Annotated in this window: 19 protein-coding genes; 13 read left to right on the top strand and 6 right to left on the bottom strand. The window is 37.9% G+C overall.

The features are described 5' to 3' along the window. Positions 1–20 precede the first annotated feature (20 nt). The 3 genes from P278_RS06000 to P278_RS16590 all read left to right on the top strand — a co-directional run bounded on the left by P278_RS06000 (position 21) and on the right by P278_RS16590 (position 3,339). Positions 21–2,279, top strand: a complete 2,259-nt coding sequence (locus P278_RS06000; RefSeq protein ID WP_038263795.1) for a xanthine dehydrogenase family protein molybdopterin-binding subunit — start codon at positions 21–23, stop codon at positions 2,277–2,279. 140 nt (positions 2,280–2,419) lie between these two features. Then, complete coding sequence (locus tag P278_RS05995; protein WP_038263791.1) at positions 2,420–3,013, top strand: Crp/Fnr family transcriptional regulator; 594 nt, start codon at positions 2,420–2,422, stop codon at positions 3,011–3,013. A 158-nt stretch (positions 3,014–3,171) separates the two neighbouring features. Further along, on the top strand, positions 3,172–3,339 hold the full coding sequence (locus P278_RS16590) for a hypothetical protein (RefSeq protein WP_161808346.1): 168 nt from the start codon (positions 3,172–3,174) through the stop codon (positions 3,337–3,339). 16 nt (positions 3,340–3,355) lie between these two features. Here P278_RS16590 and recQ read toward each other — a convergent pair whose 3' ends face one another. Continuing rightward, entirely contained in the window at positions 3,356–5,470 is a 2,115-nt protein-coding gene (recQ, locus tag P278_RS05990) for a DNA helicase RecQ (RefSeq protein WP_038263789.1), read from the bottom strand. Positions 5,471–5,651: 181 nt separating this feature from the next. Between recQ and P278_RS05985 the strand changes: the two genes are divergently transcribed. From P278_RS05985 to P278_RS05970, 4 genes are all read left to right on the top strand, one after another. Further along, positions 5,652–6,110 (top strand): cold-shock protein, encoded by a 459-nt coding sequence (locus P278_RS05985; protein WP_038263786.1) that lies wholly within the window; start codon positions 5,652–5,654, stop codon positions 6,108–6,110. 164 nt (positions 6,111–6,274) lie between these two features. Further along, on the top strand, positions 6,275–6,472 hold the full coding sequence (locus P278_RS05980) for a hypothetical protein (protein WP_038263784.1): 198 nt from the start codon (positions 6,275–6,277) through the stop codon (positions 6,470–6,472). Between the two features lie 241 nt (positions 6,473–6,713). Then, positions 6,714–7,538, top strand: a complete 825-nt coding sequence (locus P278_RS05975) for an AraC family transcriptional regulator (RefSeq protein WP_038263782.1) — start codon at positions 6,714–6,716, stop codon at positions 7,536–7,538. 84 nt (positions 7,539–7,622) lie between these two features. Further along, positions 7,623–10,097, top strand: a complete 2,475-nt coding sequence (locus tag P278_RS05970; protein ID WP_038265315.1) for a TonB-dependent receptor domain-containing protein — start codon at positions 7,623–7,625, stop codon at positions 10,095–10,097. A 60-nt stretch (positions 10,098–10,157) separates the two neighbouring features. Here the strand turns inward: P278_RS05970 and P278_RS05965 are convergent, their stop codons facing one another. Together P278_RS05965 and P278_RS05960 are read right to left on the bottom strand one after the other, a co-directional pair. Beyond that, positions 10,158–10,847: a LytR/AlgR family response regulator transcription factor gene (locus tag P278_RS05965; protein ID WP_038263779.1), complete on the bottom strand. Its 690-nt coding sequence runs from the start codon at positions 10,845–10,847 to the stop codon at positions 10,158–10,160. Beyond that, positions 10,844–11,863, bottom strand: a complete 1,020-nt coding sequence (locus P278_RS05960) for a sensor histidine kinase (protein WP_051413437.1) — start codon at positions 11,861–11,863, stop codon at positions 10,844–10,846. The genes P278_RS05965 and P278_RS05960 overlap by 4 nt, the downstream gene beginning before the upstream one ends. 194 nt (positions 11,864–12,057) lie before the next feature. Between P278_RS05960 and P278_RS05955 the strand changes: the two genes are divergently transcribed. Next, entirely contained in the window at positions 12,058–12,963 is a 906-nt protein-coding gene (locus P278_RS05955; protein WP_038263777.1) for a DUF5694 domain-containing protein, read from the top strand. A 100-nt stretch (positions 12,964–13,063) separates the two neighbouring features. Here P278_RS05955 and P278_RS05950 read toward each other — a convergent pair whose 3' ends face one another. Then, positions 13,064–13,915 (bottom strand): AraC family transcriptional regulator, encoded by an 852-nt coding sequence (locus tag P278_RS05950; protein WP_038263774.1) that lies wholly within the window; start codon positions 13,913–13,915, stop codon positions 13,064–13,066. 122 nt (positions 13,916–14,037) lie between these two features. Between P278_RS05950 and P278_RS05945 the strand changes: the two genes are divergently transcribed. The 4 genes from P278_RS05945 (at position 14,038) to P278_RS05930 (ending at position 17,817) form a co-directional block, all read left to right on the top strand. Next, positions 14,038–15,036, top strand: coding sequence for a polysaccharide deacetylase family protein (locus P278_RS05945; protein WP_038263771.1), 999 nt, complete (start codon positions 14,038–14,040; stop codon positions 15,034–15,036). Between the two features lie 77 nt (positions 15,037–15,113). After that, the gene (locus P278_RS05940; protein ID WP_038263768.1) at positions 15,114–15,629 is read left to right on the top strand and encodes a GNAT family N-acetyltransferase; all 516 of its coding nucleotides are present in this window, start codon (positions 15,114–15,116) and stop codon (positions 15,627–15,629) included. Between the two features lie 12 nt (positions 15,630–15,641). After that, a complete protein-coding gene (locus P278_RS05935; RefSeq protein WP_038263766.1) occupies positions 15,642–16,655 on the top strand; it encodes a zinc-binding alcohol dehydrogenase family protein in 1,014 nt (337 codons plus the stop codon). 31 nt (positions 16,656–16,686) lie between these two features. Next, positions 16,687–17,817 (top strand): alkene reductase, encoded by a 1,131-nt coding sequence (locus P278_RS05930; RefSeq protein ID WP_235444256.1) that lies wholly within the window; start codon positions 16,687–16,689, stop codon positions 17,815–17,817. A gap of 404 nt (positions 17,818–18,221) precedes the next feature. Here P278_RS05930 and fabF read toward each other — a convergent pair whose 3' ends face one another. Then, positions 18,222–19,463, bottom strand: coding sequence for a beta-ketoacyl-ACP synthase II (gene fabF, locus P278_RS05925; RefSeq protein ID WP_038263764.1), 1,242 nt, complete (start codon positions 19,461–19,463; stop codon positions 18,222–18,224). Then, positions 19,460–20,017, bottom strand: coding sequence for a TetR/AcrR family transcriptional regulator (locus tag P278_RS05920; RefSeq protein ID WP_038263761.1), 558 nt, complete (start codon positions 20,015–20,017; stop codon positions 19,460–19,462). Before P278_RS05920 ends, fabF begins: the two co-directional genes overlap by 4 nt. A 447-nt stretch (positions 20,018–20,464) precedes the next feature. Between P278_RS05920 and P278_RS05915 the strand changes: the two genes are divergently transcribed. Next, complete coding sequence (locus tag P278_RS05915; RefSeq protein ID WP_038263759.1) at positions 20,465–26,551, top strand: DUF2272 domain-containing protein; 6,087 nt, start codon at positions 20,465–20,467, stop codon at positions 26,549–26,551. The last annotated feature ends 72 nt before the right edge of the window (positions 26,552–26,623 follow it).

The following is a 26,623-nucleotide window of genomic DNA, read 5'->3' as shown; positions in this document are numbered from 1 at the left end:
GCTACTTAAAAAATCACACAATGACACTAATAAAAACAACATACGGAAGAAGATCATTTTTAAAAGTATCAGCACTTGCTGGTGGCGGCATGGTTATCGGATTTAGTTGGCTGGCTTCCTGTAAGCCTAAAGTTGATGACGTTGCTAAGATGCCTGATGAATGGTTTGAAATTAATGGCTTTTTAAAAATCGGTGACAATGGAATGATCACAATCATGTCTCCAAATCCGGAGATAGGGCAAAATGTGAAAACCTCTATGCCTATGATTATTGCTGAAGAACTAGATGCAGATTGGAAGGACGTCTTCGTTGAACAAGCCCCATTAAATACAGCAGTCTTCACAAGACAATTAGCGGGAGGTAGCCAATCGATTCGACAGAGTTGGGACGGATTGAGAATGGCTGGTGCCGGAGCACGTTATATGCTGGTACAGGCAGCAGCTAAAGCCTGGAATGTTCCGGCAGAAGAAATAACCACGGCTGCAGGCGTTCTTAGTCACGAAGCAAGTGGACAAACAGCAGGTTATGGCGAAATGGCTGCTGCTGCAGTTTCAATTCCTGTACCTGAGGAGCTGGAGTTAAAAGAATATAAAGATTTTAAAATCATAAGAACTTCCCGTACGAATGTCGATGCTAAAAATATTGTTACCGGAAAACCACTATTTGGTTTAGATTATAAAAAAGAGGGGATGCTGATCGCTATGACTGTTCATCCACCGGCCTTTGGAATGAAACTTAAATCGGTAGATGATACCGAGGCAAGACAAATGCCGGGAATTAAGGATGTCATGGTCATAAACACCTATGAAGAAGGAACGCCAAGACGATGGTGTGATGTAGATTCATTTCCGGAATTGGTCGTTGTAATCGGAAATTCTACATGGGAGGTATTACAAGCGAAAAAAGCATTGAATATAGAATGGGAACCTTTTGAAGCTTATGAATATGAAGTCTATGGATGGAGCGAAGAGAATACCTCCAAGCATAAAGTGCCATCAGGTTTAGAAAGTACTTCTGATCATTTAATGAGAATGAAGGAGGCCGCAGGAAAGGCCGCCAACGTGGTCAGGAAAGATGGTGATCCGGAAAAGGCTTTTAAAAATGCAGATCAGATCATAGAAAGTGTCTATACAGCACCTTTCTTAGCTCATAACACCCTGGAGCCTATGAACTTTTTTGCGGATGTTACTGATGAAAAGGCCGAATTGGTTGGACCCATTCAGACGCCGGAATACATGGAAAAATCAGTCTCAGACCGAATCGGACTTCCACTGGATAAAATTGACATACAGATGACACGTCAGGGAGGTGGTTTTGGAAGGCGTCTGTACGGTCATTTTTTGGTAGAGGCGGCCGTTATTTCTCAAAAAGTAAAAGCTCCGGTCAAACTTATTTATACCCGTGAAGATGATATGAGTTTTGGAATTTATCGTCCTGCATATTATGTAACCTATCGTGCTGCTTTGGATAAGGATAAAAACTTAATCGGTTTTCATGTGAAATCCGGTGGCATACCCGAGGCTGCTTTATTTGCCAACAGGTATCCTGCAGGAGCCGTTGAGAATTATCTCGCCGAATCCTGGACACAATCATCAAACATTAGCGTAGGAGCCTGGAGAGCTCCAAGCTCTAACTTTATAGCCGGTGCCGAACAATCTTTCCTCGATGAAGTTGCAGAAGCGGCAGGAAAAGATCCGATCGACTTCCGTTTGGAACTTTTTGAAAAGGCTATGAAAAATCCTGTAGGCGAAAGAAATGATTACGACGCAGAGCGTTATGCAAGAGTACTAAAAATGGTGAAAGAGAAATCAGGATGGAATTCGAATAGTGCGGGTCTGCATCGAGGTGTAGCAGCTTATTATTGTCACAACTCTTATGTGGCTAATGTACTGGATATTGAAATGAAAGGTGATAAGCCTGTTATAAAGAAAGTATACTGTACCGTCGATTGTGGAATTGTGGTTAATCCAATCGCTGCCACGAACATGATGGAAGGAGGAACTGTTGATGGTATCGGACATGCCATGTATAGCCAGATGACTTTCAAAGATGGAGTTCCACAGCAAAATAATTTCGATAAATACCGTTTGATCAGGCATAATGAAGCTCCTAAAGAAATAGAGGTACATTTTGTCGATAGTGATGTTCATCCAACCGGACTTGGAGAACCACCACTGCCACCGGTAATGGGTGCTTTGGCTAATGCTTTGTATAAAGCAACGGGAAAACGTTATTACCATCAGCCATTTATATATAATGGTTCTGAAATGCCATCATAATTATATTAAATCCACTTAAAGGAGTATATTTGGATCTTCCGGAGCGCATGCGTTTCGGAAGATCTTTCTTTTTGAAACACCCCAGGAAATAACCAAAGAAAGATGTAGTATGTAGTATTCAGCTAGTAAAAAACGCATTAGTGAAAAATAAAAAGGTCTATTTAAGTTTATTTTTTTTAGAAAAAATTGCACCTCTTTCATCCGAATTAAAACAATTTTTTCAAAGTAATATTACGACACATATTTATAAAAAAGGAACGGTTTTAAATGAAAGCGGTCAACTATGTGATAGCCTTTATTTTATAAAAAAGGGAATGATCAGGGGATATCATGTAATTGAAGCTAAGGAGATAACGACATGGATAAGCATTGATAATGAACTGGTAACTTCAATAACCGGCTTCTTTAAAAACGAAAATGCCCGGGAAACTATGCAAACTCTGGAAGATACGGCTGTTGAATGTATCAGTTATGATAACCTGCAGAAGGCACTGGCTTTATTCCCGGAAATGAATCAGATATTTACAGCCTTGCTGATCGAGTATTATATACATGCAGAAAACAGAACCTTATTATCCAGAATCCCTTCTGCAAAAGGACGCTTTCATTATTTTTTAGAAACCGGTAATAAATTTTTGCTAAATCGTACACCTCATAAATACCTGGCCTCCATGCTTAATATTCGACCGGAAACTTTTAGCAGGATACTAAAAGATTACAACAGGGAGGATTAGGAGCCCCATCAACTCATGGTATATCTTGACAAATGTCAAGGAAATTGAAGTTTTTAGAGCCTTCTAAACCAGTCTAATCACTAATAGCATACATTTATCCTTGATTGTTACAAATTGTTTACCCATCGGTGTGTACACACCTCTAAAGCCCGTACGCGATGTCATATTTAATCATTTATGCGTTTGTTATTATATGTGTCACCTTTGCTTTGGGAATAGGCATTGGCTATCATTATGGTCAGAAAAAGAAACGCGATTTCAAAAAGCAAAAAGAGCGCTACAACAGAATTATCAGCACCATAGAAAAAGCAGGGGTACAAGTTTAATTTTAACCCAATTCACTTACGACGCCTTATCAACAACACTCAAGGCCAGTCGAATTTTAAAATAGTCAAGTTGCTCTTCAAAATATTCGTAATAAGGTTTTAATCCGCTGGGATCGTTTAGTTTTTCTTTAGCCTTTTGAACAGCAGCCACTTCATTTTTAGTAATGAAATCATAGATGTTAATGTCTTTTCCGTCACTGTATAGTTTGGCAATATGAGAATAAATGGTGGTCGTCTTTAATTTCCGTTTAGTAGAAATCTCCTCAATAGACATTCCGGATTTATAGAGTTCAAAAGTTTTTAGATGCGTATCTGTTTTTCGCGGCTTTTTAATTTTAGATCCCATAAAGTCTAAAATTTCAGCAATAAATCGATCACCGTAAATTTCCATTTTGTGTTGCCCAACTCCACTAACATTCAATAGTTCGGTTTCACTCATAGGACGAACCTGTTCCATTTCTTTTAGGGTAGCATCATTGAAAATGAGGTAGGCAGGGATGTTTTCTTCCAGTGAAATTTCATAACGTAATTTACGCAGACGCTCGAACAGGTTATTGACGTTGGTGGTTTTAGCTTTCTTAACTGGAGCTTCCTTAACGCTTTCTTTAATAATTACCGGTTTGGTGAGCCACACCTGTTGATTTTCAAAAAGCACCTTTTTTGATAAATCAGTAAGTTTTAAGGTATTGTTTTCATGAAAAGCTATTTCACAAAGTCCCTGGTTAATAAGCTGAATACAGTAATGCTGCCAGTCTCTCCATCCAATATCGCTGCCAATACCATAGGTTTTTACCTGGTTGAGCTGTCGTTCGAGAATGGTAGCGTTTTGAGCACCGCGAAGAATGTCTATAATGGTTCCAACGCCCTCGCTCTCATTTAATCTTGCAATCGTCGATAATATTTTTTGAGCTATGATAGTGCCGTCAATAAACTTGGGTGGGTTCTTACAAACGTCACAGTTACCGCAGTTTTCAGCTAACAACTCACCGAAATAACTCAATAATATTTTACGTCGGCAACTGGTTGCTTCACTAAACTGTTTCATTCGTTCCAGTTTGGCAAGTTGCACCTCTTCATTACCGCTGCCTTCTGCAAATTTTCGTAATTGAAGTACATCTGCATAGCTGTGGAAGAGCAGGGCATGAGCCTTTAGGCCATCACGACCTGAACGCCCGATTTCCTGGTAGTAGCCTTCCAGGTTTTTGGGCATATTATAATGAATAACCCATCGTACATTCGATTTATCAATACCCATTCCAAAAGCTACCGTAGCACAAACAACCTGCACTTTATCAAACAAATAGTCTTCCTGAACCTTGCTGCGTTCTTCAAAACCCAGGCCTGCATGATAGGCACGGGTATTGATTCCGTTATTTTGTAATGTCTCAGCCAGTTGTTCCGTACTCTTTCTGCTTAGACAATAAATAATACCAGCTTCCTGCGGTCGCTTCTTTATAAAGCGGATAATCTGCTGGGCTCTTTTATCAGCCGGACGAACTTCAATTTCAATATTCTTTCGATCAAAAGAAGATATAAATGAGTGTGCATTAGAAATGTTTAACTGATCGAGTATGTCTTGTCGGGTAGCCTTATCCGCTGTTGCCGTTAAAGCAATTACAGGCGTATTGGGGAGCTGTTTCTTTAAAAAGCCCAATTGTTGATAAGAAGGCCTGAAATCATGCCCCCAGGAAGAGATACAGTGCGCTTCATCAATGGCAACACAACTGATGTAATTTTCCTTGAGTATGTTTTCAAGTCCGGGTAAGCTCTCTGGTGCCACATAGAGTAATTTAAGCTTAGCATCCGCAACCTGATCGATTATTAACTGTTGTTCTTCAGGAGTCTGACTACTGTTAAAGTAAGCCGCTTTTATACCATTGGCATTAAGTCCGTCTACCTGGTCTTTCATCAAGGCGATTAGGGGAGATATCACCAAAGTAACCCCCTTGAACAATAATGCAGGCAATTGAAAACAAATAGATTTTCCGCCTCCGGTAGGCATAATCACCAGGCAATTATTTTTATTGAGGACAGTTTCAATAATTACCTGTTGCTGCCCACGAAAGCTGTCGTAGCCAAAATATTTCTTAAGAGTAGGTATTAATTGATCCTGAAGTTGGGTGCCTGCCATATGCCTTATTTCATTTAGGGCACAAAAGTAATGGATTTAAAAAGAACAGCATAAACAGGATTCAAATACCCTCTTAATTAAAATAAATTACCCCTAATTAACCAAATAGAAGCCTATAAGTTCTTTGAGCTCTTTTTAAAACGGTATCTTTGGAGCATAACATAAATTTTTAATTGAAACTATGGCAAAATCTCAGCAATCGTATAATAAGAGTCAAAGAGAGAAAAAGCGTTTAAAAAAACGTGAGGAAAAGAAAAAGAAAATGGAGGCTCGGAAAGCTGATGTAAAAGAAAATGGTACTAAGGGAATTGAATTTGCATATGTAGATCAATATGGTAATTTAACGGATACCCCTCCCGATCCTTCCGAAAAGATAGAGGTAGAAGCCGCTAATATCGATGTTAGTGTTCCCAAGACGATAGCGTCTGAAGAAGAAATCGATCCGGTTAGAAAAGGAAAAGTTTCCTATTTTGACAACTCTAAAGGATATGGATTCATCATAGACACGGATAATCAGGAAAAGTATTTTACTCATGTAAGCGGACTGATTGATGACATTATGGAAAATGATAAAGTTACATTCGAATTGGAAAAAGGAGCAAAAGGAATGAATGCCGTGAAGGTAACATTGAGAAAATAACTCCCGAAATATAGGAGAACAAAATATAAAAGCTTCCTGGTGATGTAATGCATCAGGAAGCTTTTTTCATTTGGTTTATTCCTGAGAATAGATAATTGTCACTAAACTATAGATTGTTTTCTATATATTTGTTACTATACTTACAAGAGAACAAAAATCTATATATGATGAAAAATAACCGCCTCTTTGATATCATATTAATTGCCATCTTCTTTTTTGGAATAGGATTTTGGACATCGACTTATACCACCAAAAAGACCCCTGGTTGGGAATACGATGAAGAAATAGGGGAGAAAGTTGTTCCATTATTGAAAAAGATAGATTCTCTCAAGGCTGAAATAGCGGAGCTGAAGAAATCCTAACTTCCAGCAGTAATTATAATTCGGAATATCCATTCAATAAACTGAAAATTTAATTTATCAGGGTATTTGAGAGGTTTGAATTTCATAACATCCCATATACAAAGAAAGTATGAGCGATCCATTCAGGCTATTATTCAGGGCCTGATTTTACAAACAATTCCTTTATTTTATGTTAAAACAATAACAACCCCATTATTAGATAGCAACTTTCCATATTTTCGTTATTTATTTTTAAAAAATAATGGCCGGAAAAGAGGAAATACCTGTAGTCGATAAAATGAATTCGATAGGGGATATTAAAGTAGCGAAATTTGATATCAATAAACGTTACACCAAACCTCATAAACACAATAAATACCTGGAAATTGTCTTCTTTACCCAGGGGAACGGGTATCATAATCTTGGATTAAATAATTATAGAATCGAACCGCCGGTCCTTTTCTTCGTTAATAAGAATCAGGTACATCATTGGGAGATTGCTACCAAACCCCGGGGGTTTGTGGTTATCATTAAAGAAACTTATCTGAAAAAGGTCAGCGATAAAACCATTACCTCACAACTTCTGCAATTAAATGAGATCGACATATTACAGGTTCCAACAGGAAAGACAGAACATTTAGATCACCTTTTTAAAGCACTATGCAGCGAATACGAACAAAAGAATCCCAACCCGGAAATCTTTGAAGGGATTTTGAAGGTCATCTTATTGAATCTAAGAGACTTTAAAGGACAAACCAACAATCATAAACAAGATGTGAAATTACTGTTTCTCAATTTGATTGCGACAGACCTTAAAGTTCATGTGGGGCATTATGCGGAGAAACTATATATGACTCCGCAGAATCTCAATAACTTATGCAAAAGAAGCTTCCAGCAAACAGCTTCCCAGGTTATTTCTTACTATGTCTTAAAAGAAGTTAAATCATTATTGCTATATACGGATTTGAGTATCTCTGATATAGCTCATAAATTAAGCTTTCAAGACACTTCTAATTTTATCAAATATTTCAAAAGACATACCGGAATAACACCATTGCAATTTAGAAAAACAGGACAAGTGCTCTAAATACACCATTTATTTTTCATTTATACCATTTTCAAAACTGCCTAAAAAGTATCTTTGACGCCATTAAATGTAATGGTTCAAAACATGAAATATTTCAAATTATTTTCTCTATTGTTTCTTTTCCTTTTTTGTGGAATAAACTTGTATGGTCAGGTTCGCGGAAAAATTATTGATGATGCCAACACTCCTTTAGAATATGCTACGGCTACCATTTACCAGGAAAAGGATAGTACCTTGGTAACAGGAGTGGTTACCGATATAGACGGAAACTTTGAAATACCTGATTTAAAGAAAGGTACTTTTTTTATAAAAGCTTCATTTATAGGTTTTGAACCTCGTTATATCAATAACATTATCATAAATAAACAGCATAAGACGCAAAACCTGGGAACCATCCAATTAAGTTTAGGAAATGAACTTTCGGAGGTAGTGGTAGCAGCCAATAAAAAGAAAGTAATTAGTAAAATAGATCGACAAGTCTTTGAAGTGGATCAATTTAATACCGCTCAAGGGGGCTCCGGGGCAGATGTCATCAGAAATCTTCCCTCAGTAAATATCGATGGTCAAGGAGAAATTAACGTCAGAGGTTCTAGCGGTTTTGTGGTATTGTTAAACGGTAAGCCGTTACAAAGTAATCCGGCTTCTTTTATAAGTCAACTTCCTGCCAATGCTATTGAAAAAGTAGAGGTTATAACGGCTCCCTCAGCAAAATACGATCCGGAAGGAAAAGCGGGAATGCTTAATATCATCACTAAAAAAGGTGCTTTGAATGGTGCTTTTGCACAAGTAAATATTAAAGGTGGATTACCGTCTATAGAGACCTATGAAAACGAAGAGATACATCGTAGATACGGAGGCGATTTTACATATAACATTCGAAATGACCGTTGGAATGTATCTTTCGGAGCCAGTTATCAGAGAAATGATCTTGGAGGCAGAAGAGAAGGAGATGTGTTTACGATTATCAATGACACCTTAACCCGCTTCCCGTCTACCGGAGAAAGAAGTTTTGATGAGATTAACTATAATGGTCGCCTTACTGTTGATTACAAACTCAATGACCAAAATGACTTTTCTTTTGGATTCTATGCAGGAAAACGAACCAAAGACCGTTTGGCGGATATTGTGTACTATGATAACCATGCAATAACGCCACCTGAAGGTGGCGACAGGATTTATACATTTCAATACTTCAATCACAACCTGCGTACAAGAAAAGGAGACTTTATCCTGGGAAGTTTTGATTATGCACATACCTTTCAAAATGAAGCTGAATTAACGGCTTCTTTCCTATATGAATATACCTTACTTGGTGGACCAACAGTAAATCAGAATCTGGGTTATCCGGACAACTCGTTGGTATATCAGGATGAATATAATACCAACGACAATCCGCTATATGGAACAAGGTTCCAGGTAGATTATGTAAGTAAACCGATAAGCCTCGGAACGGTGGAAGCGGGATATCAATTCAGAAGCCTTGATCATACCGGAGATTTTATTTATGAGCGATTGGACAATGATATGGGAACCTTTGAACTGGTTCCGGAATTTTCCAGTGACGCAGACCTTAAAAGAAACATTCACTCGGGCTACTTGCAACTGGCTGGTACTAAAAATAAATGGGAATACAGCGCCGGAATTCGTCTTGAAAGTATGGATCGTTCATACGACCTTAAAGATAAAATAGGAATTGTAGACACGACCTATCACTACGATTTCATTAAATTATTCCCTTCAGCAAGTGTTCAGTATGCTTTAAGTGAAACCACAGATCTGAAAGCAGCATACTCCAAGCGTATTGAAAGAACCACAACATTTAAAATGAATCCATTTCCTGAAAGGGAACATTCAGAGACGCTGGAACAAGGAGACCCAACTCTAAAACCAGAATTCATTGACTTGTTTGAAATTGGAGTGAATAAAGATTTAAAGAATGGAAATAGCTTATTTGCGACAGCCTATTACCGAAATGTTAAGAATGTGGTTAACAGAGTCAATACGGTCTATAATGATACAATTTTAAACAGGATCTACTCGAATGTAGGGAATGCAAAAACCATCGGATTGGAATTAGGATCTCAGTTCAATGTCACAGAAAAGTGGAGTAATTATATAGGAGGGAACCTAAACCACTACAACTTAAAGGGAAACTTTAACAATACTCCTGTAAACACCAATAATACTGTATATTCCATAAATATCAACTCGACTTATGAGTTCTGGAAAACTGCTTCCGTACAGTTTAATTTTAACTATTTGTCTGAGCGCGTTACTGCTCAAGGGGAAGATTCCAGGTTTTATTCACCGAATCTTACTTTTCAAAAATCATTTTTAAATAACAGGCTAACGGCCACCTTACAATGGCTTAATATGGATATGGGGCTTTTAAATACGAATGAACAGCGAATTACCACTTACAGTCCCAATCAGTTTTATACGACTACCAATTACATCTATGAGGTAGACATGGTTATGCTGAACCTTTCTTATACCTTAAAATCCGGTAAAAACAAATCGAAATTTATCGATAGTGAGTTCGGTAAGCAAGAGTTTTAAAGATTATAACATATATGCGTACTCAGAAGGCATCACACCTCATGGTGTGATGCCTTTTTTTTAGGATTGAATTCTTTTGAAAAATGCTTCTTTATAGCGGTCACCAACTGGAATTATATTTTGTAAACAAGTTGTAATACGATTGCGTTCTATAGAGGTAATATGCTCTAAATTGATCATATAAGACTTGTGAACACGGTAAAAACTACCTGGGAGTTTGTCTTGTAAGTCCTTGAGATTGTCCAGGCTTAACACCTTACTGCCATCGGTTAAATAATAGGCAATATAATCACTATCAGATTTGATGTATACAATGTCCTTAAGTAGTAATTTTAAAGTTTTATAACCGCTTTTTACAAAAATAAAGTCATCTGAAGCTCCAATAACAGGAGTATCTTCATTAGGAGATAGTTTATCGATCGCCATGCAAAATCGGTGGTAGGGAATGGGCTTTAGTAAATAATCCACCACATTATACTCATATCCATCCATGGCATATTCCGTGTATGCGGTAGTGAGTATAATTCGACATTGTTCTTTTACGATTTTCATAAACTGTATCCCGGTTAATTCGGGCATCTGAATATCCAGCAGTAATAGATCAACTTTACCCTCTTGTACCATTTGTAAAACCTCAAAAGGATCGGTACTGGCCAATACCAACTCAAGGGAAGCTGTTTTTGCTACATAATCGTTCAGAATATCTAGTGCTAAAGGTTCATCATCTAAAATGGCTGTTCTTATGCTCATGAATGTATAGTTAAATCGACGCTGAAGTGCGTGGCAGTATGATTAATTACCAGACGATGCTTGTTCGGATATAGTAAATCTAATCTTTTACGGATATTATCCAGACCAATTCCTTTCTGGTGGTCTTTGTTCTTTTTTCCAATCTTATTTTCTGAAATAAACCGAATATGGTCATTTTCAGCCGATAAAGAGAGTTTATATGGATCATCTTTGTGGGTTAGAATACCATGTTTAAATGCATTTTCGACAAAGGCAATCAGTAAGTAAGGAGGTATTTGAAATCCATTAATACCTCCGCTTTTTTCTGTGGCCAACTGCAGTGGTTCATTAAGCCTTATAGCCTGTAGCGATATAAAGTCCTGCAACATATCCCATTCCTGATCCAGATCAACCATCGCGTTTTTCTCGTATAGCACATAGCGCATTAAATTACTTAATTGTAGGATCGCCTCCGGAGTTTCTTCTGCCTTTTTATAGGCCAGCGCATAAATAGAATTTAATGCATTAAATAAGAAATGAGGACTTACCTGTAAGCGCAGAAAATCCAACTCTGCATTTCTCGTTATAACCTCCATAGCTGCCTTTTCTTTTTGCAGTCTAATCTGATGATCAAGCAGAAATAATAAGAACCCTACGACGATATAAATGCTGGCATAATATAAATTATCACTGACGTAATATTGAAAGGTGACCCCGGTGAAATAATTCCCATGTCCAATTAATAGCGGACTGATAACTTCTTCCAGCAAATATCGAAAGCTTATAAAAAATACATATAACAATACCACGACCCCGGTAATATGGAGCCATTTGCGTTGTGGCCATACAAGATTCCACAGTTTATAACTTAACCAGAAAGTTACAGTCATATATACGAGTGTGGTAATATGATAAAAACTGAAGAACTTATTCCATTCCACCCGATTTCCCTGACTCAGAGTGTTTATGAGGTCAAACCCAAATAAAAAAAGCAGGATACAGATCCCGTAAAGTAATAGGCGTTGTTTTTTAGTCATGTAGGCAAATGTAGCATGTATGTGAGGTTAAAGATAATCAAATCTGTAAACCCGTGAATCGAATCGGTGAACCCGTTCAAGGCCGAGTTTCCGTGTTTACAGTTTTGTTTCCTGAGTTGACAGAACTTATTTGTTATAACAAGCGGACCTTACGAATTTGCAGCTGCATTTAAAACTCATAAACATTTAAAATAATGAAAAACCTTTTATCAATAGTAACCGCTTTATTAGTAGCGAATAGCTTGTATGCTCAGTCTGTTGATTGGCAAAAATTAGAAAAGATCTCAGCAGATCATATACTTTTAGAGGATAAAAAACCAACCGAAGCTCTGTTACTGGGGACATTTCACTTCAATTATCCCGGACTTGACGGGCATAAAACCGCAGATGCCGATAAAATGGATATACTGTCACCTCAGAAACAAAAGGAATTAGAGGAGCTATTAGTAGTTTTAAAAAGATTCAATCCTACCAAAATATATGTAGAATCTTTAAATCAATCCTATCACGATTCCCTTTATAACGCTTATTTAAAAGGGGATTTCACATTAAAAAGAAACGAAATCTATCAGGTGGCATATCGTCTAGCCAAAGCCCTGGGGCATAAAAAAGTGTATGCAGTGGATGCAGAAAGCTTGAATTCCGATTTTGGTAATAAGCTAAGCAAGGAAGAACAGAACACCTTCAAGGATAAGATTTTTGGGGATAACAATACATTGGTTAATAAAGAATTAAGTGACTATTGGGGTGCGAAATACAGCGAATTGTATAAAGCAAGTGATGTGTGGGAAAAAGATATGACCTTATTGGAAATATTTCTTGGAATGTCGTCTCCTGAATATTTAAGACGTGCACATGGTCATTACCTCACCCAGGGGTTCAATACTCATAATACGCTCGGGCCTGACGGATTAGCGATGTGGTGGTATAGCCGAAACCTCCGAATCTATAATAATATCCTGAAAACTCAACCCACCTCAGATGATCGGATATTAGTACTCTTTGGAAATGGACATATGTCTATTCTGAATGAGTGCTTTAAGGCCTCACCACAATTTAAAGTGGTTAGCCTGGAGAGCCTGGTGAAAGAAAGTATTTGATACTTAAACGACGGTTAAAGTGTGTAAGGGGCTAACAAAATATAATATACATTTAAAATCAGGATGGTTTGAACAATTACAGCCATCCTGAATATTATACTTAAAGCTGTTTGAGTGCACTAGGATTCATACCTGCATATTTTTGGAAGGCTTTACTAAAGTGTGCAGCATCGACGAATCCTAATTTAAAGGCGATCTCGTTGATATTCAAATTACTTTGTTTCAAAAGACTTTCCGCCATTTTCATCTTGGTTTCCATAATATACTGTTGAAGAGAAATTCCAAGGTGTTTTTTAATATAAATGCCGACGTAATTTGGTGACATCTGAAATGCAGAGGCGATAGCTTTGGTGTTTATCAGCTCCCTTTTTAAAACATTTTGACGGACATAGGTTAAGATAGCATCCACCTTGTCTTTATCGGTCATCCGCTCCGGGGGAGCTTCCTTCAGGGTAGCTTTTAAATTCCTCGAGAGCACAATTAACAACGCCTCAAACAAGGCGGTCATTACATTACGCCCGTAGGTTTGTGGCATTTGGAATTCATCGCGAATAAGCGCATACAATCCAAAAAGTTGCTTTCTGTCTTGCTCATTACAGATAATACTCTTAGCAATAATATTAGAGTGAAAAATAACCGATTCCAGGTGCTTGCGCCAGTAGGTGCTGGTGGCAAAAGATGCCTTTTCTATAAATAACTGTTCGGTGAATTTGATTATCCCAAAGGTGCTTGGTTCGGCAACAATAAATTCATGTTCATCTTTAGGAGTCAGAAAGAAAAGATCTCCTTGCTTATAATCAACCATACTTTCATTCAATAAATGCTGACCACTTCCTTTGATCACAAAGGTTAATTCAAAAAAATGATGCTTGTGACGGGGGTATCCCCATTCATGAACCGCTTCAAATTCGAAAACGTCAAAATCCCTGGTGATGTAAAATCGCTTCGACATGGTGATTGATTTATACAAATATACCATGAGTTTTTACAAGACCAACTACCTCTGTCAACTTTATCTTTGTCATAACAAATTCAGCAATAAAACCCGCGTTTAAAATTAAGCACAGTAAAATCATGAATATAATCAAGACTAATAAAAAGCTTAAATCAATAGGAGTACTGCTATCAATGTTCGGAATCGTCGCTTGCGGGCAACCGGAATCCTCAAAAATGGCAAATACTAAAAAATTGGAACCACAGCAATCCAAAAAGAATCGTCATTGGCCCAATGGGGCTCAATTGGTGATTTCATTCTCCATGCAGTTTGAGACCGGAGGTCAACCCGATGGTGCTGAGAGTCCGTTTTCAGGAAAGCCATTACCCAAGGAAACACCTGATATGCCGGCTAACAGTTGGTTTCGTTATGGAGCTAAAGAAGGTATTTACAGAATGCTGAAGCTATGGGAAAAACATGGTATTCACGTAACTTCCCATGTGGTAGGAGAGGCGGCCATAAAATATCCTGAGGTAGCGAAGGCGATCGCCAGAGGTGGACATGAAATTGAGGCTCATGGAATTTCCTGGAGTGACCAATGGAATATGACTTACGAAGAAGAATATGAATTCATAAAGAAAGGCATTGATACTGTCGAAGCTATTACCGGTAAACGAGGCAGGGGGTATAATGCGAATTGGTTGCGAAGAGGCCCTAACACCTTAAAGGTGTTGCAAGACCTTAACTTTTTATACCATATCGATGACTTAAGTCGTGATGAACCGTTTGTGACGTTGGTCAGAGGAGAAAAATTTGTGGTAATTCCTTATACCCTTAGGAATAATGACATCGTGAATATAGAGGGGAAAAACTGGAGTCCTGATCAGTTTTTGGCTCAACTCAAAGCCGAATTCGATCAATTATACCTCGAAGGGGCTAGTCAGAGAAGAATGATGAGTGTAAGCCTCCACGATCGCATCGGGGGCGCGCCGGGTATAGTGAAGGTTGTTGATCAATTTATTGAGTATGCCAAAAGTCATCAAGATGTGGTATTCATGAGAAAAGATGAAATAGCAGAAATGGTCATAGACGATCCAAATACCCTTATAGATCCTTCGGAAATGGAGTATAACAAGTAAAAACGCTATGTAATTTTTGAATAATACCATTAAGCTGTAAACAGAAAGAAGCATTAAAAACCGGATTATATAATATTATGACTAACTTAAGTTACCAAACAGAAAGATTATGGGTACGACCAACTAATTTGGAAGATGCCGATTTTATACTCGAGTTATTTAATAGCCCGAAATGGTTAACTTTTATCGGTGACAGACAGTTACAAACAAGGGAAGATGCTGTAAGGTATATCGAAGACAATATGTTATCACAATTAAAGCGCTTGGGATATGGGAATTACACCGTGATCAGAAAATCCGATCAGAAGAAAATAGGGGCAATCGGACTCTATGATCGCGAAGATTTGGATGATATTGACCTGGGTTTTGCTTTTTTATCGGAATTTGAAGGAAATGGATATGCCTTTGAAAGTGTAAAGGTACTAACCGAACTGGCAATAAATACATTTCAATTGAACCGACTGATTGCCATTACCTTGCCTGTAAACGTGGGAGCTCAGAACCTGTTAACCAAATTAGGATTTGAATTTGAAAGAATGATCCATCGAAACCATCCACAAAAAGATTGGATGTTGTATCGTATAAAACATTAAAAATTAAAAACTATGAAAGCAATAGGATTTAAAACATCGTTAGCCATAAAAGAAAAGGATAGTTTTATAGCATTTGAAACTCAAAAGCCGGAACCCAAAGGAAAAGATATACTGGTAAAAATAGCTGCCGTTTCAGTCAATCCGGTTGATTATAAGGTACGACAGAACAGTGCCAAAGATACCGTCCTGAAAACCCCTAAAATCATTGGGTGGGATGCAGTTGGAACGGTTGTGGCAGTAGGAAATGAAGTTACATTGTTCAAGACCGGCGATCAGGTTTTCTATGCGGGTGATATTACCCGTTCGGGTAGTAATGCTGAATATCAACTAGTAGATGAACGCATTGTGGGAAGACGTCCCGAAGGACTAACACCGGAAGAAGCTGCTGCTATGCCTCTGACTTCCTTGACAGCCTGGGAGATTCTATTTGATCGCATGCGTATTTCAGCGGAAAAAGACAAAGGCAAAAGCATATTAATGATCGGAGGAGCCGGTGGAGTAGGTTCTATAGCCATTCAATTGGCAAAAAAAATAGCAGGACTGAACGTGATCGTCACGGCATCAAGACCCGAGACCACGGAATGGTGCAAAGAAATGGGTGCCGATGTGGTGGTCAACCATAAAGATTTACTAAATCAAATGAAAGAGGCTGGATACCCGCAAGTGGATTTCATTTTAGATTTTGTAAATACCAATAGCTATTGGGATAAAATGGTAGAACTCATAAAACCCCAAGGCCATATTGCATCCATTACCGGAAGTGCAGATCCGGTGGTGTTGAATGATCTGAAGACAAAAAGTGTGTCCTTTTCCTGGGAATTCATGTTCACCCGTCCCATGTTTCAAACGGAAGATATGATTGCACAACACCATATATTGAATAAGGTCGCTGCTTTACTTGAAAATGGAACCCTTAAGTCGACCCTTACCAATACCTTGAATGGATTAACTGTTGAAAATCTTAAAGATGCTCATGCTTTACTGGAGTCGGGAAAGGCCATAGGAAAAACCGTTATTAAATTTTAAGCAACAACTGATCCCGTTTTCAATGGTCAAAATGAAGAGAAATAAAATGAAATACACCAAACTATTCGAACCCTATAATTTGAGCGGAAAACTATTGAAGAACCGCTTTTTAATGGCACCAATGACCCGCTCAAGAAGTTCTCAGCCCGGGGATGTCCCAAATGCATTAATGGCGGAATACTACGGACAAAGAACTTCAGCAGGGATTATCATCACTGAAGCCACCCAGGTTTCTTTACAGGGTAAAGGCTATGCCAATACACCTGGAATATACACCAAAGAACAAATTGAAGCCTGGAAGCAGGTAACTAAAGAAGTACATCAGAAAGGAAGCAAGATCTTCTTGCAGCTTTGGCATGTGGGTCGTGTTAGTACTTATAAAGTGAATGGACTCCAACCGATGGGGCCTTCAGCTATAAAGGCTAAGGATACCCAAGTGTATATATTTAACGGAGCCCCCAACGGAGATGCTACCTTTGTACCGGTTGATGAACCTAAAGAAATGAGTCAGGAGGATATCGATCAGGCAATTGAAACCTTTGCTCAAGGGGCATTAAATGCTATGGAAGCGGGGTTTGATGGGGTAGAAATTCACGGAGCCAATGGATATTTGATCGATCAGTTTTTACGAAGCAATGCCAATAAACGGACCGATCGCTATGGTGGAAGTAAAGAAAATAGAATTCAATTGCTTCTTGAAATCACCAGGGCGGTGGTGGAGGCGGTAGGGAAAGCTCATGTTGGGGTTCGCTTATCACCTTTTATTAAATTTAAGGATATGGACGATCCGGATATCCTGGATACCATCATGTTGGCAGTTAAAGCTCTTGATGAAATAGGGGTGACCTACATTCACCTGAGTGAGGCAGATTGGGATGATGCCCCGGAAATTCCCGATAATTTCAGAGTAGAATTACGAAATAACTTCCATAATACCGTCATTGCAACCGGTAATAAAACACCGGAACAAGGAGAGGCTTTATTAAAAGAAGGGCTCGTGGATTTGATCGGGTTTGGTCGCGGATTTTTAGCGAACCCTGATTATCCGGAACGAGTAGTATTAAATGCCCAAATGAATGAGATAACAGACACCCATACGCTATTTGGTGGTGGTGATGAAAGGGGGTATACAGATTATCCCTACCTGGTGGCTGAGAATTAAATATTATATAGCATACGGTTACGTTATAATTGTTTTATAACCGGGGAATAGACATGAATTTATGTAGGCAAATGCTTCAAAATACATGTAGAAAAAGAACCTTTTATTAATATTATATTTGATAAGGAATTATAAAAGCAATGTTATGCTGTTAATATATTTAGTGCTTGGTGGATTCGCAATAGGTTTGTTGTTGCTTGGCTATTTTTTAGTGTGGAATAGAGGAAAAGGGTAAGGTTATAAATCGTCCCATAATTGGGTTAACCTTTTTATATTCAGGATCAATGAATTAATCTGCTTATTTTGAATTGTTTTTAGAAAACAATATTTAATTACCCTATAGTAGTACCCCAATTTGACAAAAATTACAATTTCCGTTAATTTGAGGTACCATCAGTCTGCTTTTACTGGTATTTTTTAAATATCGTGGTGGCTATATGACCTCCAAAACCAAAAGTGTTATTCATGGCGTAATTAACTTTTTGCTTTTGAGCTTTGTGCAAGACAAAATTAAAAGAACCCTTATATTCCGGTTCTACATCTGTAGTATTCATCGTAGGGGGTATAATATCATCGTGTACAGCCTTTATACAAGCAATTGCCTCAATAGCACCTGCAGCACCTAATAAATGCCCGGTCATTGACTTGGTGGCGCTAATGCTAAGTTCATTCATTCTTCCAAAAAGGCTATCAATGGCTTTAAGTTCACTAATATCTCCAACGGGAGTGGAGGTTGCATGGGCATTTAGATAATTAATTTGACTAGCCTCTATATTAGCATCTTCTAAGGCATTTTTCATTCCTAATATGGCACCATTTCCTTCCGGATGTGTACCTGTTAAATGATATGCATCCGCAGCCATTCCACCGCCAACAATCTCTGCAATTATGTTCGCACCTCGCTTTTTAGCACTTTCTAATTCTTCCAGTATAATAGCACCGGCGCCCTCCCCAATGACAAATCCATCTCGATTAATATCGAATGGCCGCGATGCCGTTTGCGGATTGTCATTTTGTGTGGATAAAGCGCGTGAGGCATTAAATCCACCTACAGAACTTTCAGTGATAGCTGCTTCAGAACCTCCTGTGATAATCATGTCTGCTTTATTCCATTTAATATAATTGTAGGCGTCAATGATTGCCGTGTTGGAGGTGGCGCAGGCCGATACAGTAGCAAAATTAACACCTCTTAAACCGTACTTGATTGAGATTACACCTGAGGCTATATCGACAATCATTTTAGGAATAAAATACGGATTAAACCGTGGTGTTCCATCACCTTTAAAATATGTTCTTAATTCCTCCTGAAATGTTTGTATTCCTCCATTTCCTGAGCCCCAGATAACACCAATGCGGTCTTTGTTTAAATGTGAAAAGTCTATGTTTCCATTATTTATAGCTTCTTCAACTGAAATTAAAGCGTATTGGGTATATAAATCATATTTTCTGGCTTCTGATTTTTTAATAAAATCTAAGGGATTGAATTTTTTTAATTCACAGGCAAATTTTGTCTTAAACTTTTCTGTTTCAAAATAAGTAATTGGTGCAGCACCACTTTTTCCATTAATTAATGCTTCCCAAAAATCTGAAACAGTATTCCCAATCGGGGTTAATGCTCCAATACCTGTCACTACAACTCGTCTCATATTTCTTGTTTTAGATCATTAAGAATATTTTCTTTAACTGTTTGAAAGGTATGCGGATAGGTTATCCTGGAAAGTTGTTCAGCACCTAAAATGGTAGTAATAATGGTTAATGCTTTGGTTCGTGGATCCTGGATAAATTTAAAAGTTCCTTCTTTTTTACCTTCAGTTAATGTTTGTGTAAGCCAATTGATGGTGCTTTCAGTTAAAATTTTTAATTCTGTTTGTACTTCGGGATCAAATGTGTTATAATCGTTAGCTAAAGATCCTAAAATACTAATCTTACCCCCAGATTTAGCTATTGAATAAACGGATAGAAACTTTATTATTTTCATAATAGCGTTTTCATTGACCACCGCTGTTTTAAATTTTTCTAAGAGTATTAAATGCTTTTGAATTACAGCAATCACTAAATTGGTTTTAGTGGGAAAATGATAATGTATAGATGCATTCTTGATCTTCAATTCTTTTGATATATCGCTAAAACTGAAAGCATTATATCCTTTCTCTCTTATGAGGTTGTCGCCAACGACAATTATTTTATCTCTCGTTTTCATAGTACAAATATATTTACCTACTAATAGGTAGGCAAATAATTATGCAAAATATTTTGAATCTACTCCAAAACAATATGAACTATTAATTATCCAGAACCCGGCTGGACGTTATTCGTGTTAATACGTATGAGCGTAGAAATACCACATTTATAAGGAAAAAACCATTGTTATATTCGAAAAATTTTCCAACAGCCTTCGATTATGAGAAAATAATCCGAATAGCTCATACCATAACACATATCTGTTTTCTTATTACAATTCAGACAGTCTTCCCTCTAATAAATGTGTAGTTTCTAAGGAAAAATCCCCATTCATAAAAAGGGAATAACCCATTGATTAACAAGTAGTTGTTTTAGATCTTTATAACGTGATTATGCTAAGTATAATCAAAATGCCCACGATCCCCAGCCTTATCAATGACTCAAAAATCTAAAAACAACAAATGTTATGGCTTCAGTACAATTTACTTTTTCATCAGCAGATGACCAGCGTTCATCTGATTTAAACAATATATCTATAGAAGTAAAGATTCCTAAATTTTCTTTTAATATCAGTAGGAGTCATATTTCGCGATATGTTAGTGACCATAAGACTTTTAGTACCTCTCAGGATATTGATGACAACTCCTATAAGGTTCATTTACCATTACCCGAATTGGTCGGGTCTGATACTGAAGATATCTATGGCTTTTTCCTATATCATTTTATTGATATCCTAAGAGATGTTGGAATCAATATCAATGATTACTCCTTTAAATTTACCATAGATATCAAAGATGGGCTGAATCAGGTTATAAAGTCAAAAGAATTTGAAGGTATTTACTATTTGAAATCCCCTTATTCTTCTGATTTTGACAGGCGTAATCATCAAGAGGAATACGGTAAGTTTAGAAGCACATATGGCGATATTACTTCTAAAAAAACTGAGAAATTGAATGAAAAAGGCTTGTCAAATCTTCCTGAACAATACAATAATCGTGTTTTTATTATAAATAAAGAGGCGTATGAGTTATTTAAATATATTTTCGATGCAGCTCATCCGGACAGGAATATCACTGATGAATTTGTATTAAACTTTATCCAAATTCTTGTTGATCTCAATGGAGAGCATCCTGAATTTATGGATGCTGATTTTACGATTGGAATTACACAATTAAGAGACTTTCTTAAGAAGTCCGAATATAATATAAGCAAGGAGTTTTTTGAATATTTACAGGAAAACTTCAACAAATTATTCGATTTCCCAATCGCAGTTCCTGAAATTAATACCTTGTCTATAGCAGGAGAAATGACTATTATTTCAGAGGAGGAAGTTAGTCAGCAAGATTTAGATTTCTACGACCTCTCTGTAGAATATCAACATCCGGATGGAACCCCCAAAATATTAAAATACGATTGGTTATCAAGTGCCCGGACGATTGAAAATAATAAGATAGCTTTCAATTTTACTGAAGACGAAGTTATACTCACAAACAATATATCCGGACCGATAACCATAAAGGTTAAAGGTTACGACGGTGCCGTACTTTGGGAAGATAAACTTCGTAAAACGGACGAAACCTTGCAGAATCTCGATATAACAATAAAAAAGTACCCTTCCGGAACCATAGAGGTTGATCCGCAAACAGGCATACCACGAAGTACGAAGCGATTGAGGGGAAAGGTTCTGCAAAATGGTGATAAGTATAATTTAAATGGACTAACAATTATTGTTCAGGCTAAAAAAGAAGGTGATGAAATAAATCGAATCGTTGCTTCTTCTACTACAGACCAATCAGGAAACTTTTCATTAGATTATCCTTATGGGGATTATACTGAAGCTCAGGCCATGGTTTCCTTAATGCCCAATAGTCCGGTTGACCTGGATGTAGATCAAGATAATTCCAATGAAACTATTTCAGACGATTTTATTTATTTGCTCCTGATTGATGAAGAAGTGCAGGTGCCGGAAAGTGAATCCGAAGAAGACGATTGCGGTTGTCACACCCCAAAAAAAGCCAAAAGGTTACCCGATCAGGAAGACCTGATTAACTCTGATGAATATACTCAGGATATTGGAGGTTCATGTATCAATCTTTCTACACCCAACAGAACCTTAAGAGAATATAGTTATAACGCCATTGTACGTATATCAGATCCTGAAGTATCAAATTATGTACTGGAAAAGAAAAAGGAGCGAGATGGTAAAATATCATATAACCTGGTAGGAGGAAAGAAAACCCTTGATAGAAGAGAGGTAGGACTCGATAATCCTATTCGCTGGGAAGATGCTCCCGATGCGAAAGAAAACCTTTCAATGTATCAGGCAGTTTCAGTGGCCACAGGGCATATACTCCATTATAAATCCGTTTTCAAAGCAGATGGATATTCTTTAGGAGATTTAGTGTATTCACTACCCCTGGCACCCGGACAAAAGAAACAAATTGTAGTGTTTGAATCTTCGCATTCATTAACCGGTGCAGAATCACAAAGCATTTCCCAGGGAGAAAGTTTATCTGCCGAACTAATCAGTGATCGATTTATTACCGATCAGATCAGTGGAGGTATTAATGAAAATATGAGCGGAAGAAGCAGAGCACACACTTCCGGAATGTCAGCCGGTTTAGGTGTAGGTGTTTCCTATGGTGGAATTGGAGCTTCTTTAGGGGTTGCCGGAGGATTTGCGAATTCAAATTCCTCTGCATCTCAAAACAGTTCCCGAAATATCTCTCAGTCTTTTGGTGAAAAACTAAGACAATCCCTGATGCAGAACGCAGAAAGTTACCGCGAACTAAATGCATCCGTTGTAACTACGGTTACCGAAGGACAAGACTATGGAGTTACCGCAGAAACGGTAGCCAATCATAACCATTGCCATTCGTTGACGATGATGTATTTCGAGGTATTGAGACATTATGCCATTTACCAGGAACTCTCACATGTCGAAGAATGTGTGTTTGTTCCTTTATTAATGACCAATTTCTCAACAGAGAACATCCATAAGTGGAAAGATATTTTAGCTAAAAATCTAAAACCTATCCCTTCTAATACCTATTTAAGACCATTTTCATTTAGAAGAAGACAACATCCTTTGTTAAAAGCTTTTGATGCGAATGAACGTATAAAAACAGCTTATGAGCGTGTAGATTATCCTGAGAATACCTATGCTGATGAAGTTATTACTGAACTTTCAGGGCATTTGAAGTTTAACATACATATTCCCAGACCAAAAACAAGGTTTGACAGAATACTATCTTTTCCGGTTATAAAAAAGACCATTACATCAGACGCAGGAATAGATGTAGCCGGTACAATTCGCGAAAATATCAAAGATTCGGTTGTGGGGGCTGTTGTTCCTTGTGCAGCAAAAGGGCCGTCTATTAAGCGAAATACAACTTCTACGGAAGTTTTAACCCGTGGACAAATATTTGATATGTTCATGACGCTGGATGCTAACTATGAAAGTGTACCCCCTGCAAAATGTATTAGGGTAAATTTCGATGGCTCAAATGGTATAAATGTATTTGATGACTTTATGGGAATTGTTTTTGATGGTGATGAGACTCCTACTCCTATGGATTTCTTTGCAGGTATGGAAAAGGAAAAGAAACTATGGGAAGCATATGCGCAGATACTGGATATGGACTTGCAAGAATTATTTCAATATTTTAATGGTAATGTGATTGCGGATTGGGATCGCATATTTAATGAACATATAGCCCCTCAAATTGTAAGTAATCTAATTAATGACGCCACCGGTGGAAGTGGAGGAAGAATCTCCATTACACCATTGGGAGATATTGATCTTACAGAGGATAGAAAGTATAAAGGAGGGAATAGAATTCTTAAGTATTATATTAAAGATAATGGCATTCCTGCCAGTATTACCCGAAAATCTATTGATGAAATAGAAATTGATTATTCTTCTCCACTTACCGGGGAACATCATGACTTATTCTTTGATTTTGTGACCTTTAAACTTCACAGTATTCAAATTAATTATAGAAGTGATCATCATTCCTCAACTCTTATAAACAGACGTATTTATAATGATTTACACGATGATGTTGAGAATATTAATACACCTTTAAACTCATTCGAAAAAAGAAATCCACGTAAAGAGGATGAATATTTAGTAAATGAACTGATAGAACATCTCAATAGCAACCTCGAGCATTACAACAAGATACTCTGGGCTAACTTAGACCCCGACCGAAGGTATATGTTACTGGATGGCTTTAATATTCAGACCTATACTTCTACAGGAAACAAGTCGGTTATGCGCAGTCTGGCCTCAGTGGTCAAGAATGAACTGGTCACCATAACAGGAAACTCACTTGTATTTCCGGTTGCTGATGGTTACCGGGTGGGACGAAATAATATGCTCGAAGAGATAGGGGATAATGTATTCGAAGAGACCACTTTATTTGATTACTACAAACCTTTAACACCAATACCACCGTACAGATTGAGTGTTCCTACTAAAGGCGTATTCATGGAGGCTATCCAGGGTAATTGTGATGCCTGTGAAATGGTAAAAGAGAACTCATCTCAGGATTGGGATAAGTTTAGAACCGAAGAACCAACTCAAATTTCACCGGTAATTACACCAACTCCAACCATTACCGATTATAAGCCGGAATATAAAGATTTTGCTACCCCAATGGTGAATATCCAGAATGCTCCGGACGCACCGGCACCAGCAGCAGGATTAGCTCAGATGTCGGAACTGTTAGGTAAATCGGGAGTGTTTAAAGATATTACCGGTTTAAGCGGCAACCAGGAAAACGCTATGAAGACCTACCTGTCTAATCAGGAAAATGCGAAAGCTTTTGCAGAAATGGCTAAGAGCCTTGCCACCCAACAACATAACACCCAAAATTCACAGGGTATAGCCGATGGAATAGCCCAGGCCCGTCGCGATGGAAACATTAGCGAGGAAGATGCTCAAAATTTAACACGTCAGCATCTACAACAACAGATTGACGGTGGTGAAAGTGCAAGAGAGAGTGAACAGTTTGAACGAGAACAGAACCGTCCATCGTTAATGCAACCCGCCTCGGAGGCTATCAGTAGAGGGCAATCGGTTCAGGCACAACGTACCGATGCAGATGGTACGCATGAGGCTATAGACGTAAGACCACCGGAAGGATCTCACCCAATAAATGTAAATTTCCAGGTTGAAGGTATAGTTCAACCTCCTATGGGATGTTGGGCAACCGTAGCTACCATGATGATGAATTGGAAATTAAGAAGTTCCAATCCAATTCAGGAAGTGTTACGAATGGCAGGTGACAATTTAAATCCGCCAAATGAAAATTATTATGTAGATATGTTCAATAATGCTACAGGGCTGCCAGCTTCTGAAAAAGAGCAATTTATTACGGCATTGAATATGGAAGCCATGCCACCTGCAAGTTATACCATACAACAGTATTACGATTGGTTAAGTCATTATGGCCCGCTTTGGGTGACTGTTGATGCTGATAGTAGTGAAGGTTTCTCGCCACATGCTTTATTGTTATTTGGAATGGAAGGAGATCTCAATAATCAGAATGATGTAACCTTTAAGTTTATAAATCCGGCTGACGGACAAGAGCAGTTCGAATATTTTGAAGATTTTATAGAGATGTTCGAACAAATGGTTACCGACAATTCAGGAAGCCTGTTTTTCCAGATAGTAAGGTTTGCAGAAGCTATACCTCAATTATCTGAAGGACAAGGACCAAGTATCACATGGATGAATGGTGTACCTTCTAATATGACTACTTTTAAGGATACTTTGAAAAACCGGGCAATTAGTGAGTATGAATTTTGGCATAATGGAGGCTTTCATACCGGCGATGCTTTCTGGGAAACAGAGAGCCATGTAGAACAACGGTTAAGAGATTACTGGCTGGCTTGTTTTGATACAAATGATACGGGTTCTGCAACGACAGCCTTTACAACAGCGAGGGCCAACGACAATATTAATACGAGAGCTGCATGGAGTGCTGCTTTTATCGGATACCTGGTTCGGGAAGCAGGGATTTCAAGTAACTCTGTGTTTGTAAGGTCTCAACGTCATGTAGATTTTATAGCTAAAGCCATTTTGAACAAAGAAAACAATAATCGTCGAAATCCGTTCTGGGGTTATAAAATTAGTGACTATGCTCCTCAAGTTGGAGATATTGTAGGAAGGAGTACCGCAGTCAATTATAATGATGTAGTCAACAGATCAAACCAGGAGGTAAATCGTGCGTCATCACATACTGATATTGTGGTCGAAAAGACGGACGAATATATTACTGTAATTGGAGGGAATTTAGAAGTTGATTCTATTCAAACAGAGAAGTTGGCTAATGGTACCTGGAACAATTTGGTTACACCTCATGCCTTAACAAATGTGAGTGTAGGTAAACGAAGAATTTACCTCGATGAAGCCGGTAAAATAGATCCAAACAAAACCTGGCAAATCTATAATAACGATACGGGCAGTGATTTTGATGATCGAGTTCAATATACCGGATCACAAAGTCAATACTTTGTTGTAATTAAAGTCCGTACAACACCATAGTACTAACGATAAACTTTATTAATTGCATTAAAAAGCTGTCTTTTATGGCAGCTTTTACCTTTTTAAAAACAG

The organism is Zhouia amylolytica AD3, assembly GCF_000511935.2.
Taxonomy (GTDB): Bacteria; Bacteroidota; Bacteroidia; order Flavobacteriales; family Flavobacteriaceae; genus Zhouia; species Zhouia amylolytica.
Note: the sequence above shows the minus strand (reverse complement) of the source record. Positions and strands in the feature narration are given on the sequence as shown.